The 13778-nt window shown below is 39.8% G+C and carries 8 protein-coding genes and 1 pseudogene; 5 read left to right on the top strand and 4 right to left on the bottom strand.

Going from position 1 to position 13778, the window contains the following annotated elements:
• Together ACWATR_RS34805 and ACWATR_RS34800 are read left to right on the top strand one after the other, a co-directional pair.
• Nucleotides 1-351, top strand: a pseudogene (locus tag ACWATR_RS34805) (hypothetical protein); the annotation flags it as partial.
• 30 nt (nucleotides 352-381) lie between these two features.
• Nucleotides 382-1197: a tetratricopeptide repeat protein gene (locus ACWATR_RS34800; protein ID WP_460343285.1), complete on the top strand. Its 816-nt coding sequence runs from the start codon at nucleotides 382-384 to the stop codon at nucleotides 1195-1197.
• Nucleotides 1198-1223: 26 nt separating this feature from the next.
• On the opposite strand, the gene ACWATR_RS34795 is transcribed toward ACWATR_RS34800, so the two are convergent.
• Both ACWATR_RS34795 and ACWATR_RS34790 read right to left on the bottom strand, forming a co-directional pair.
• The gene (locus ACWATR_RS34795) at nucleotides 1224-5480 is read right to left on the bottom strand and encodes a strawberry notch-like NTP hydrolase domain-containing protein (protein WP_460343283.1); all 4257 of its coding nucleotides are present in this window, start codon (nucleotides 5478-5480) and stop codon (nucleotides 1224-1226) included.
• A gap of 221 nt (nucleotides 5481-5701) precedes the next feature.
• On the bottom strand, nucleotides 5702-6196 hold the full coding sequence (locus ACWATR_RS34790; protein ID WP_460343280.1) for a hypothetical protein: 495 nt from the start codon (nucleotides 6194-6196) through the stop codon (nucleotides 5702-5704).
• Nucleotides 6197-6746: 550 nt separating this feature from the next.
• Between ACWATR_RS34790 and ACWATR_RS34785 the strand changes: the two genes are divergently transcribed.
• Nucleotides 6747-6998 (top strand): hypothetical protein, encoded by a 252-nt coding sequence (locus tag ACWATR_RS34785; protein WP_460343277.1) that lies wholly within the window; start codon nucleotides 6747-6749, stop codon nucleotides 6996-6998.
• A 29-nt stretch (nucleotides 6999-7027) separates the two neighbouring features.
• Here ACWATR_RS34785 and ACWATR_RS34780 read toward each other — a convergent pair whose 3' ends face one another.
• The gene (locus ACWATR_RS34780) at nucleotides 7028-8185 is read right to left on the bottom strand and encodes a PIN domain-containing protein (RefSeq protein WP_460343274.1); all 1158 of its coding nucleotides are present in this window, start codon (nucleotides 8183-8185) and stop codon (nucleotides 7028-7030) included.
• A gap of 319 nt (nucleotides 8186-8504) precedes the next feature.
• On the opposite strand from ACWATR_RS34780, the gene ACWATR_RS34775 reads away from it, so the two are divergent.
• Both ACWATR_RS34775 and ACWATR_RS34770 read left to right on the top strand, forming a co-directional pair.
• Complete coding sequence (locus tag ACWATR_RS34775; RefSeq protein ID WP_460343271.1) at nucleotides 8505-8675, top strand: hypothetical protein; 171 nt, start codon at nucleotides 8505-8507, stop codon at nucleotides 8673-8675.
• Between the two features lie 32 nt (nucleotides 8676-8707).
• Nucleotides 8708-8935, top strand: coding sequence for an AAA domain-containing protein (locus ACWATR_RS34770; protein ID WP_460343315.1), 228 nt, complete (start codon nucleotides 8708-8710; stop codon nucleotides 8933-8935).
• A 196-nt stretch (nucleotides 8936-9131) separates the two neighbouring features.
• On the opposite strand, the gene ACWATR_RS34765 is transcribed toward ACWATR_RS34770, so the two are convergent.
• Nucleotides 9132-13724 (bottom strand): DEAD/DEAH box helicase, encoded by a 4593-nt coding sequence (locus tag ACWATR_RS34765; protein ID WP_460343268.1) that lies wholly within the window; start codon nucleotides 13722-13724, stop codon nucleotides 9132-9134.
• Nucleotides 13725-13778: the final 54 nt, after the last annotated feature.

Here is a 13778-nt window from a genome sequence, read left to right as displayed (position 1 = left end):
GGTGAGCAATTATCAGCCGAAGCGTTGACAGTAATGAATAAAGATACATTTGAGCTTGAAGCCATCAGTCGGCTGACTCAAATTGCTCAAAGGATTGGCATGGTCTGGGGTAAGTCTGATGGAAATGGTACTCAAGTTTTGGGAAAGATTTATGACTTGGCTTTCAATACCCAGCAGAGGGATTTAACTATTTCACAGAAAAATGGAGAGGTAATTTTAAACTTGCAATCTGGTCAGGTGAAGACTAATAAAGTAACTCCACAGATATTGCAAACTTTTGAGGACGCGAATAGTCAAATAGATAAAATTTTAGCAAAAAATAAAAGTCAAGAATTAGAAATGCACAGATAAATTAACTGACTCGGCTAAATATCTGAGTTGATGAATATTTCAGTAATTATAAATTACAACAGAGAATATATGGTGGAATTAATGGAAGAGATTGATATAGAACAAGGGCAACTGTGGTATGAAAAAGGATTGGAACATCTCTTATCAGGAAACTTATCTGGAGTAATGGAGTGCTTCAGAAATGCACTTTATTTTTATCCTAATTTTGCGGAAGTTCACAATACTATAGGGATGATTCAGTTTCAAATTGAAAAATATGAGAATGCGATTCAACTTTTCGATAACGCATTAGTAATGAATCCTAACTTTGCTGAAGCTTATAATAATCGGGGACTAGCTCGATCAAAAATCTGTCATAAATCAGAATTCCCCAAGGTGATTGAAGATTACACTAAAGCCATCGCCCTGAATCCAAATTTAGTCCAAGCTTATCTAAATCGGGCTGATACGTATAAAAATCTAACTGGTGATAATCCAGCAGCTATTTTAGATTACAATCAAGTAATTTCACTTGACCCAAACTGTTTATCAGCCTATATAAATAGGGCGAATATTTATTTTTTATCCGGGGAATTAGAAAGTTCACTCTCTGATTTAGAAAAGGTATTATCTTTGGATGCTGATTGTGCAGAAGCATACTGTGGACGAGGGACAGTCAGATTTCATCTGGGTGATATTGAGGGTGCTAAAAAAGATTTGTTTAAAGCATTTGGTTTGTACGAGGCACGAGGAAATATGATTTACTGTGCTTTTACTAGAAGTTTGATTATAGACCTTTTTCGAGATTATGAAGTTTATAAGGATTTGCTTGGGGTTGAAAGTAGGATAGCCAAATCGAAAAAGTAGCCACTCGATAAAAGTGGCTACAAATTTCATCCCAGAATTTCAATCACAGCAGCTAATATTGATGCCGCTTTAGAGTTAGCTGGAATGAATACTCGCTTTTTCCACTGAATGATTTCGGTGAAACATCCAACAGCCACAAATCTGTCAGCCAACGATAAAGCATTAACTAATTCAATACGGCGCTCATTTGCAACCAATGAACAACGCAAAGTTACACCTCCGGGTAATTGCTCTGAATACCGCTCATTCAGTACCAAATAAACTAATTCTTCTGGAGAAAGCAGCTTATTTTTCATACCCAATTGTTCTGCAACAGTACGAATATCTTGAGCATCAACCACTCGCCCCAGAATTTTCTCCCCATTGCTGATTTGCAATCGAAATACTCGATTGTTTTTGTTTGGTAGGGTTTTCCAAATTGGCAGAAGAATGCCAGTTACAAGATGAATATAATCAGTAGTAAACTTGGGCAATTCTTCAACTTCTTTAGACCAAGCTGCGACGAACTCGTTTACTGAAACTTCCCTCCATTGAGAGGCTTGTAACTTTTCTTGAGGTACGCGAGTTTCTTTTTGTGGTCGTACCAACAAAACCCTTGGTACAACTCCACCATTATCGTCAAAGATGCTGTGTGTGGGAATGCAGACAGCCGCCTTATTAGACTTATCATTTACCATTAGCTGTCCCCGGTAGTTTGTCGCTAAATCCACCGCTTCAATACCAGTTTTGATGTCAGCCTTTTGAACTCGTTCGATTTTCAAGTAATTGGTAGTACTAGCACTAACCGGATGAGTATAAACAGTCTCTGTGCTAACAACCGTAAAGCGTTCAGCCCGAAGAGTTTCAACACCTTGTTCAAAAATCCCCTGAGCGATCGCTGTTTCGATTTGCTGACTTAACAGCAACTCGAACCTCTCGAAAATGATATTCTGCATTCCAATCTTCAAAGCCAGCAGTCGATTGAGGAATTGACGCAGGGGTGGAAGATCAATCTTCATGCCGCCTTCGTGGGAAGTGAGCGATAAACCTGTCATCTGCTCAAAAGTGCCTAATGGAACTTCAGCAAACCTACCTTGGAAAATTTGCTTAAATAGCTCATACAAAGCGTGTTCGGCGTACTGTGACTCTAGGTTATCTTGGGGTGAGAATATGCCGTTTCCTCCAGTCTGCCTTTGTCCACGGGTGAGTGCGCCCAGGCTATCCAAACGTCGGGCAATGGTGGAAATAAATCTACGTTCACCTCTTACGTTGGTCGTGACTGGGCGGAATATTGGTGCAGAAGCCTGATTAGTCCGGTGTGAGCGCCCCAGACCTTGAATCGCATTATCTGCCCTCCAACCAGCTTCAAGTAAGTAGTGCGATCGCCTTCTACGGTTGATGGCGTTCAAATCTGCATGGTAGCTACGACCTGTGCCGCCAGCGTCAGAGAAGATGAGGATTTGCTTCTGGTCGGACATAAATGCAGTGGTTTCAGCAATATTCGCACCAGAACTTCGTGAATCGACAAATAAGCGCCCAGCTTCGTCCTTCAACACCCGTTTACTGCGTCCAGTTACTTCAGCAACTTGTTTGTGTCCGAAATGCCAAAGTAATTGCTCCAAAGCTCCAGGGATGGGGTCAAGGCTTGCTAATCTCTCAACTAGCGCCGAACGTAACCCAAGTGCAACTTGTGAAATGATGGGCGAACCATCAGCATCAAAAGCAGGTTCGGAGCGTTCTTCCCCGTCTTCACCTGAATGAATGGAATGGAGGTGAACGGGAAACGCACACAACAAATAGTCCATCAAGTACTCACGGGGAGTTAGATCCAGATTGAGATCGTGACATTCTTCTGCTGAAACTTCATCAAGTCGTCGTTTGAGCAATTCTTCGTTAGTTGAAACAATCTGAACAATAACCGCGTGACCGTGAGCTAAATCCTGTTCAATTGCTTTGATTAACTGTGGGCATTTCATCCCTGTAAGTAGATGGTTAAAGAATCGCTGCTTATGAGACTCAAACTGTGACATTGCGGACATCTTAGCCGCACGATTATAAGTTTTTGCGCCAGTGATGTTACAGGCTTCCAACGCTTTGTATAAATTGTTATGGATGATTTTGAAAGCGTCAGCATAAGCATCATAAATCCTTTCCTGGGTTGGCGTTAAGTCAATTTCTAGGGTATGGTATTCGACCCCTTCAAAACTGAGTGATCGTGCCAGATACAGACCCAACGCTTTCAAATCCCTGGCGACCACTTCCATCGCAGCGATACCACCGCCCTCAATGGATTCCACAAAATCCTCACGGGAGCTAAACGGAAAGTCGCCGGTTTGCCAAAGCCCTAGACGATTTGCATAAGATAGATTGGAAACCTTTGTCGCTCCAGTCGCAGAAACGTAGATAACCCGTGCCTGCGGTAATGCGTTTTGCAACCGCAGCCCAACAATGCCTTGCTGGGATGCTGCAACCATACCGAGTTTACCCTCTTGAGCCATTGCGTTACCCATGCTGTGGCACTCGTCAAAGGAGATAGTACCCTCAAAATCCTTACCTGCCCATTCAACGATTTGCTTAAGCCGACTTTTACCGTTCTTTTGAGAACGTAGAGTTGAGTACGTGCAGAACAGAATCCCTTGGGTGAAAGGGATGGGGTCGCCAAGTTTGATGTTGCCCAGGTCAATGATATCTTTTTCACTACCTCCAAGCGCACACCAGTCCCTACGGGCATCTTCAATTAAGGCAGAACTTTTAGATACCCAGATTGCTTTTCTTCGTTCCTGACACCAGTTGTCGAGGATGATTCCTGCACATTGTCTACCCTTACCGGCACCCGTTCCATCGCCAAGAAACCAGCCACAGCGAAATCTAACGGCGTTTTCTTCGCCCTGAGCCGCAACAGTCACGTTATCCCACGAATCATCCACAATATAAGACCCAGACAGAAATTCACAATGCGCTTGACCTGCGTAAATAACGCTTTCAAGTTGTGCCTCTGACAACAAGCCTTGTGTGATAATGTTGCTAGGAAGATGCGGTTTATAAGTTGGTGCTGGTGGTGACACAAGTGCTAGGGCTGCACTTTCGCAAAGCAGCGAGGGATGAGGTAAAGCGTCCTTTATTCGGATTCGCTGTGGGCGATAGGTTTCGTATAGGGTATCTTTCAATCCCTCACTAGCCGTCCACTCGATAACCTCATATTCCAGCACTATTAGGTCGTCTGGAAGAGAGGAAACTGTTTCTGGTTGTACAACTGTAGTACGTTTTGGCAATTGAACAACAATTGCCTTCGCAGCAGTTTTAACTTTTTCTGAGCGTTCCCACGGAGATCGCTCAGGTAACTGCTCAATCAACGCCAGCAGTTCAGGCAAGTCCAAGGTTTCGGAAATACAGGGAATGTCACTGTGATTATCAGTTGGGACTTTATCGATTACTGTAATTCGGGTTTCCATCGTCGTCCCGTGTTTGGAGTACACCTTGCTACTGACCCCAACAGACAGGAGAACTCGCGCAAAATCCTGCCACTTAACAAAAGTCTCTCGCCAAGTAGGATTATTGGGAGAGAACCAATTGGCTGTGATTGTTACCAGCCGTCCACCGTCAGCCAGTCTTTGCAATGCCGAGTTGATGTGGTTCTTTGTTGCGTCGGGATTGCGATCGCTAATCTTGGGTGATGATGAGAATGGCGGATTCATCAGCACTACAGATGGTTGAGTCTTGCCTGCCAGATAGTCATTAATCTGTTCGGCATTCACAGAGAATAAGGGAACGCCAGGGAACAATCGTCGCAGAATCTTCGCTCTGTCGTCGGCTAGCTCGTTGAGCATCAAACTTGCACCTTGAAGTTTAGCAAACTGGGCTAAAATCCCAGTACCAGCTGATGGTTCAAGCGTCAGGTCATTGTTTGTGATTTGTCCTGCCAATGCTACTAAGTACGCTAGGGGTAGCGGAGTCGAGAACTGCTGAAGTTTTAATTGCTCCTCGCTGCGGCGGGTATGCGTGGGGCAGAGCAACTCAAGCCGTCGCAGTTGTTCTAAGGGATTATCTGACAGCCCCTTTTGCCGCAAGTACAAGATTAACGCCACCTCAAGGGCTTCGTATCCGTCCTTCCACTGCCACTTCCCCTGTGCCGCCGTGCCGTTGAAGTAACGATTCATCTGGGTAGAAACAGTTTTTGTGGAGATAGGACGATTTTCAATTAATAATTTAACAAGTTCTTGGGCAACGTTCACAACAGATTGCCCGTAGTCCAGAACTGTTTGCAGGTCGAAGAGACATCCTTGTGTAGCGATTAGGCTGACCATGACTGTATATAGTATTGATTTTCACAAAAAATTGGCGTAGCCGATACTGCACAGGAAGATTCGTACAGCGAGCGGCAATCAAAGTAGACTTCAATCGCAAGATGTTGATTTCTGTGGGATGCTCACGTTGAAATGACAAAAAAGCGATCACGTTTTCAGAATAGCGATCGCTCCTTTAATAGGTGTCTGTGTCGAAGCTCCACGAAAACCAACAAAGTTACTTAAGCCGACTGCTTGCGTGGTCTTGCGGATTTTCGTGGAGCCTTAGTAGATGTCGCTTTTGCAGTAGTCTTAGAAGTTTTGGTAGTTTTGCCTTTGAGGGGAGTAGATTTCTTGGCGGTTTTAGCCTTAGATTTCGGTTGTACTCCTGTTGCTGGCGGTAGCAGCCTTAGTGAGGGGAATGGGAGTACAACTGGTTGAATTTCGGTAGAACTGTTGTGAGGCTCTAGCTCTAATGTCCAGGGGTCAGAAATTTCCTCAAATTGTGATGTAACGAAGGAGATTTGTTGAGGTTCGACTACTAGTTGTTCAGTGTTAGATAGTGGCTCAAATTGAGTTGCTGTTACTGTGGATTTGGAACTGGTATTGGATTGTGCAATTGCAATAGATGGTAATGGCACAACATAAAGTCCGTCAATAAAATCGAAAATCATCAGAGCAACAAAGCTCATCACAATAACTTCAATAGCTTGGGTAAGTGTTGATTGAATATCCATTGTATTTCTCCGAAATTTTTGTAATGTTCACAAAAGTTACGCGAAGCGTTACCAGCCTCGTAATCAAGTGCCAGACGCATACAAGAAATTTGAAAAAGGAATATCTTCAAAGAAATTCATGGGTTGACTGAAGCTTGAAGAGGTGCTTAAGTCTCGGACTATTCTATAGTTTTCTGGATGTCAACAAGTATCACTTAAATGTTTTATTTAGCCATTGTTCAAATTTATTTTGTAGCTCTGAATTGTTCTGAATAAACTCTTTTTCTTCACTGGTCTAAACTCTTGTAATCGCGTCAGAGACAGCTTCAAAAATGGAGTATTCTAATTGTTTCGGATTCATTTGGATGTATTGCAGAAGAGAATTTTCACTCTATTCCTCGCAACGCGAGTGCCTAAGCCTGGATGCTTGAGCTATCACACAGAAACTTGTGTAAATAAGCATCATCGTGCTAAAAAGGGAACTGTACGCTAGCACTGTAAGCTATTCAGTGCCAGATTAATCAATAAAAGCGCGATTGCTCGGTGCCCAAAGGTATTAGAAGTTACGCAATTGGAAGCATCCGAGGCTATTTTTGAAGCGCAAACGGCTGGGGTAACTGAAGAACAGAAGGCAGATTACATTAAGCAACTGCGGGAGATGAAAACGTTCTATCTACAAGGTAGTCAGACTTTAGCGGGGACGATTGACCCCAACGATAAGGTCACTGGCAGTGAACAACAGGTGGCGATCGCTTCTCACTCTTCCGCAATTAACGTGACTTCCGCTTCAAGGTTTAACTACATTATTTTGATAAAGCAATAAATAAATCTGACATCGGCTAACTATTTCATTTATTCATCATCACCTTCATCTCTCCAATCTGGCTCAATATAATCAAAATCAATTGTTATTCCTGTTGTTGTTATTTCAACCTCATGCACTTCTATATTTTCGTCAAATTTTCCAGATTCATCTATTAAGGTTACTAAAACAGTTATATCTAAGCTTTGTTCCTTGTTAATAGTATTAGCTCCTATTCCAACATCCTCTCGATCTATAGAATCCCAAGTCGTAAAGTAAAAGTTACATTCAATACTAATATCAACACTCAACTCAGCCTCAATCACTAAAGTATCTTTATTAAAATTAATGGGTCTGAAAATAATATCAGGTTTTTTGATAATCTTAAATTCATTTTTTTCGTGGCTAATGTCCGTGATTTCATCTTCATATTGGTAAGATGAACTAGCTTCTATATGAATATTCAGATCATAAATTTTGTTTTTTAATACATTAGTGATTGCATTTTTGATAAAATCAATATTTCCTTGATAATATTTTTTTGATAACTGTCTACATATAGAATAAGAACGTACTTCTTGAAATAGCTCAAAACATTTTGACAAATCGTTAATAAGGATAAGATTTTCGGAATGAGTACAATACTGTTTCCAATCATTATCTTGTGAAATCACTAAAACTTTTGTCTTGTATTTTTTAGCCCATGACTCAAGAGATATTAAAGCCATAGCGTCAGGAAACTCATTCTTCTTTTTACCTACAACTGCAAATGGTGGTTCACTTCTAAAATATTTGCTTAACAATTCAGAAACCTGTACGTAGCCCTGAACTTTGATTATTTTCAAAGATGTGATTTTTATAAAGCTATTTAAACGATCGTAAGCAGTATCTCGTGGAGTTCGCCCTTTAAAAATCAATTTTTTTATTTCATCAATATCATCTTGAAGTTGACAATATGTTTGGGCGGCTTTTAAACCTTTGTCAATATCTGTATATGCAGATTTTGCTTTATCTTCTAAATGGTTGAGAAGCTCATTTTTAACAACTTCAGAAATTATAAATTTTATAGATGTATTATTAAACTGCTCTAACTGCTTAAGTAACCCTGATTCTAGCTTTAAGCCCTCAGCATCAAAAATTGATGTATCTATAGTTATGGCTTGGATTTTCTGTTCTTTAATTAGTTCTTTTATCTTATCAAATTCCATTTTTAAATCCCGTTTAATTTACATTGTGGAACATCAACTGTATACATTGCTATGTATTAAAACTTTAAAAACACCTCTTTTAACTCTCCAGATTTATCAGCAAAATTTTCCGCCAGACCTGTCCTGGGAGCTATATATTACGAATTTGATATTAAACACAGACAGCTTGCTCCAAACTAATACTGAAATTACTCTAATCGATAAAGTCCAAGAGTACTAGGAGTGATTGCCCAGATTCGATATACTTTGGAGCGTGTTGAATTTTTAGAATAAGCTATTGCTAACAACTGGTCTTTAAGGAAAATCAGACAGCGCATTAGTGATAAGATTTATCCAATCTACCCTAAACACCGAGTCTGACAATTACGAAGAACGCTTTACTGCTACGACTAGCAAACTCAGAAAATTGCGTATTTGGTCAGATCCGAAGAAGCGTAAGCAGATAGAAAAACTGCTGGTACAACTAGAGACGCTGACAAATATTAAGTAACCTTACATATCAAAACTAGGACTTAGAAGAAAATACAGGGCTATGACTTTGGTGTTACCGACAAATCAAAGACAATTGGGATGATATCGCCGTTTTCGCAGCAAGCCAACGTGCTGAGGTATCGACTCACGAAGCGTTGGCAAAACTTTTCTTGGAATGATATTGGCACAGTTTACACCTTTCAGGGGCAGAGAAAGCAGCGATCATTTTCTTTCCTTATCAGTGCCATCAGGAGCATAGTTTTTGGTTCCTTATCGTAAACCTAATTTGCTGAATACCGCCGTTAGTAGGGTAAAGAAATTGTTTGTTTTGGTGAGGTGAGCAATCTTAAGGAACTAGAATTAGCTGGTGGTGAAACTAAACGGTTAGTTGAGCATATTCATTCGGCTACATGGAGAAATTCGCACTTGAGTAAGGCTTTTGGCGCGACATAGCTAGCTTAGGCATCCACTTTAGTCAAATATAACTCTTTGATGAAACTACTCGATTTTCTGCATCAAGCATGAAATCATAAGTGTTTAAAAAATCAGACTGCCACTTTTCAGGCTTTTGGCAAATTGCTAGTGAAAATCCTGCTAAATCAAACCATTGAATATCATCCCCAATTTCTACTGGTACTACTCTCCAATTTTTACTTGGAGCCTTACTGAAATCTCTAAGCAGATTGACGTTAATTCGATTAGGAGGTTTAGGAGTTGGTAAATGTCGTTCAACATTAGAAAATGATTGCTCTACCCAATTTTTGATATTGATTGCATTAAGATATTCATTGGCTTCTGTTTCTCTTTCGCTAATGTAGTCATAGTAAGTTTGCGCTAATTCTTCAGCTTGTTTACGAGTTGTTACATCTTCTACTTTAGCAAGCAAGTATGCGGCTACTGGATCTAAAGTTCCCCATACAATAAGTTCTTTCATCCAGAAAACAATCCAAGGTAGCCCAGTTTGTGACCAGTTTTCAAGGGATGATTCAACTAACTCACCGCCAAAAGCTTCATCTATTGCTAGTGCAATAACACTTCCTAAGCCCCAGTTGAATCTATATCCAAAATTTTGACTAATATATGAATGCCAATTTGAAATTTGAGTCGGTTTCGGTTTTTTAATTGCTTTAGTAGGGTCAAGCCACCAGCGTAATATTTCATTCCAAGTAACCTTTCCTGATGGGTTAATCAGTTTGAACTTCGATAAACTGGTCAAAATACTAACTATATTTTGAATATAATTAAAGCGTTCTTCTACTGTCCAAATAGCATAATCTCCACCGACTGCTAATTGTTCTTTAAGTCTAGAATAGAGAGTTAAAAGCTGATTTCCATCACGTGGTGGTAAACTAGTGCGATACAAGCGCCGACGCTGTGACAAATCTTTATATATTTCTGTTTTTAGTGCCCTACCTCGCCTGATAAATAAATTTTCTAATCTTTCTTGTTCGCGGCTAGCATAATGAGCAAAGCTTCGTTGCCAAATTTTTTGCAGTTGCTCCTCCAATTCATTAGGACTTAAATCATTAGCTGCTAGCTGTTCAATTTCAACAATTGCAGACAGTAAAATACTATCCAGCGAATCTAAAGTTTCAATAGCTGATAATTGTGCATCAGAAAGATTATTGCCAGAGTCAAGCGGTGCAGTTTTTTCCAGCCAGGTTAAAAAATTCTCCTGTCTATTAGAACTAGAAATTAGCTGCCATTGTTCTTCCAAACGTAGCAGTAATTCTGCTATAGGACTTAGAGGATTTGCATTTGGGTTAATTGCCTGTGTTTGATTCTCTAATTCTCCTATCAAAGATAAGTATCTTTTACGTGCTTCTTTGTCACTCCAATCTGTCGATGCATTACTAAGTAATACTAAACTACGTCCTTCTGTGCCAAATCCAGGTCTTCCAGATCGACCAACTAAATTACCAAATTCACGAATATTTAGTTCTCCCGTACCACGCCTTAAACTTGGAATTAATACTGTTTCAAAAGGAAGATTAACCCCTTCGGAAAGAGTTGACGTTGCTAAAACTAAATGTACAATTTTTTCATCTATGACATCGATAAGTAATCGAGCCATCAATCCTGGCATTTTTCCATGATGTACTATAATTCCTTTCTCTAACAGCTTATACTCACGAGATTTAATACCGAAATAATCTTCACATGAACGTAAACACTTTTGCCAAATCTTAAGTTTTTCTGGCTCTATAGGTTCTTGAAAAAATGAAGGTATTTCTATTTGCGACCAGATTTTCAAAAAATTCAGAAAGTCTTCAGCATAACCGCCAGGGTGCTGTGTGACTGAAATAAGAACAGCACGTCTTTGTCCTTTTTCATCTGGTGCAGCTAAGTGCATAGCTGCCCAGAAAAGATAAGGGCGTAACCTCTTTTCAACTCCTTCTTTTTTACCTTTTGGCACAGGAGGATATGTCGGAAAAGGATTTGGAATAAAAGGTGTGTCAGCTTGACCACCTTCTTGAAATTCTAATCTTCTACCATCAAGTAAGTCATAGCGTATTTCAAATCCTTTTCCTGGCAGGCATTCAAGACGACCTATTAGTTGACGCGTACTTCTGTAATTTGTCTTTGCTGGACTAGCGTTAGTTGAATTTTCTATCCAGCTTGCTAAAGCACCTTCTGTTTCTGATGCAACAGCGGATAGTGCAATAATTCGGCTATTATTTTGTTCTATATAAGTAAACAGTCTTGCACTTAATGACTCTAAGCGTAAGGATCTATTCTCAGCTTTTTGCAAAGAATCTTTATTACCATCAAATTGAACTGCATGGGCTTCATCAAGTACAATAAGCGATACTCTACGGATAAATAGAGACCCTAAAAATTTCATCAAAGCTTCTGCTTTTTCATAAGTGCAAATTAAAACTGTTGGCTGTTCTGATGTCAGCCATACATCTGTTGGGCCCCAGTCAGTACCTCCATATAAACCTGTAACTATGACATTGTTATTAGTAGAGCGCTTTAAAACACGAGACAAATTTGATTCAACTTCTGTAGCAAGCGCTCTGCTTGGCACTAAGTAAATTACTAAAGGGGCCGAGTTACTTAATTCGTTATAATTTGTTGTTTCAAAGAACAAACTTTGCAGAATAGCGATTTCAGCTATTGTTGTTTTTCCTGAACCCGTAGGGGTACAAAGAGCAAATGATTCTGCTGTTGCTAGTCGTTCAATTCCACAAATTTGAGAACGCCATGCTAAAGTTTTACACTTTTGATAACTTTGACGTAAATAACGTTCCAAGAAAGTTTTACCACTTGGGGTAATCATCTGAGAAAGTGCTTCTAAATGATATCGTAGAGAAGTTTCTATATATACATAAGCAACTTCAGCACATAACTTACCTAAAAGCCAAGAATAAGTGTCATGTCCATGAAGAAGCACCTTAGCAATAGCAGAAAGCTTTTCAATAGCTTTTTCTAATCTTGGTTCATTTCCCCAGCGCATTTTGGCACATAAAATTCCTAAAGAACTAGCAGTTTCTTTAACAATCAACTTGTTAAATCTGTCAGCAGCTGTATCAGTCTCATCCCAAAGAAGACTTGTTTCAGTTTGGAAATTTGATGATGTTGCAGTTGCCCAATATTCTGTCAGTTGTTGCAATAAACTGGGGAAATCAGCTTTTAGCAAAGAACGTAGAATTTCTGACTCTATTCCCTCACTTATATCTTCATTGAGTAAACCCGCAGCCCTAGCAGGATAACCAGCAAGTTCATACACAGCTGCTGCAAGTAAACGAATTGGTAAAATATCCGGGTTTAGTTGGGGATGAGATAGCCATTCAAATAACTCACCAGCCCGTAGCATTCCATTACGCCAGTTAGTATCTCCAGTTTGTCGCTGGATAAATGCAGCCTCAATAAGGCGCATAGCATCATTTAATCTTTCACCTGCTTCATCTTCTCGCCACCCAGTTAATCCCTTTCCTCCTGCGCGAAGTCTGGTATGTTGGCTATAAAGTTTTGCAATTGCTGGTGTTAGTCTGCTACCTGCCAGACTGTTTTGTAGTTCTTTCGCTAAAGCAATGACTTCGTTACTTGGTTGAGTCATCTCATTTTGCAGAACTTCACCCTCTACTATGACATCAGAGGTTGCAAAAGCAAACTCTGAATCATCTGGTTGTTGAACTGTCTGAGTAGAAATATTTACTGAATGTGTTGCAATTACTGGCTGACTATAGACACTTGTAACCAGATTCTCAACTTCATGAAGATGAATTTCAACTGCTTCGAGTCTTCTTCCTGCTGTATATTGTTCGTGTGGTTTTTCGGGAGATATCCATGTGGGATTTCTGACAGGATGTTCACCACAAATATAACTAATTAAATCGCAGCGTTCATAATTTTTATCAACTTTTTTTTCTAGCCATAAAACTCTTAGAGAATCAACCCATTCAGATGAAAAAGGATCATCGTAATCACCCAAAATCTCAATTATTTGTGGGATATCAACAGGCTTTATATGTGGTTCACTTGCCTTTTTATGTGCTTCAGCTATCATTTTTGTGTAATGATTAGTTGTGCATTTAGCTTCACAAACTAGAGAAGCAATAATTACTCCTTCGCTGTTACGTAGAAAAGCAAGACAATCATCGCCTGTACGTCCAGGTCGCTTTTTTGCAATCTCTTCAGTTTGATTTAGAAATTCTAAATGCTGAAACTCAACTAGATGAAATCGAAAAAGAAAAGTAGGAACTTCCCAATCATGCCGCCCAAAAGGAGCAAAATTTTCAGCAATGATTCCTGAAAATATCTCTCCAAAATAACCCTGAAGGGATATAATATTAAGACGATCAGGATAGCCATAGCTTGGATCGTTGTCTGAAAAATCCCCAAATGGAGTGAGAGAATTTCCTGCTAATTTATGAAGACGATATCGAGCATCTTCATGGGCTTTTTGAACAATTAATATTAATTCATTGATAATTATATCTCGTTGGCTTTTATCTTCTCTGAGCAGACGATGTGTGTACCGCTTATCTTCCGATTCACTAACTGAGTTAGATAACCACTTTGATATTCCGTTAAACTTAGTGATTTTTTGTCTTTCTTCCATTAAATATACTCTCTAGTGTTAATCAGATTTACGATACAAGTCTTTAACTCAGAT

Source organism: Nostoc sp. UIC 10890 (genome assembly GCF_054786515.1).
The sequence above is the reverse complement of the archived record's forward strand: the minus strand, read 5'-3'. Positions and strand labels throughout refer to the sequence as shown.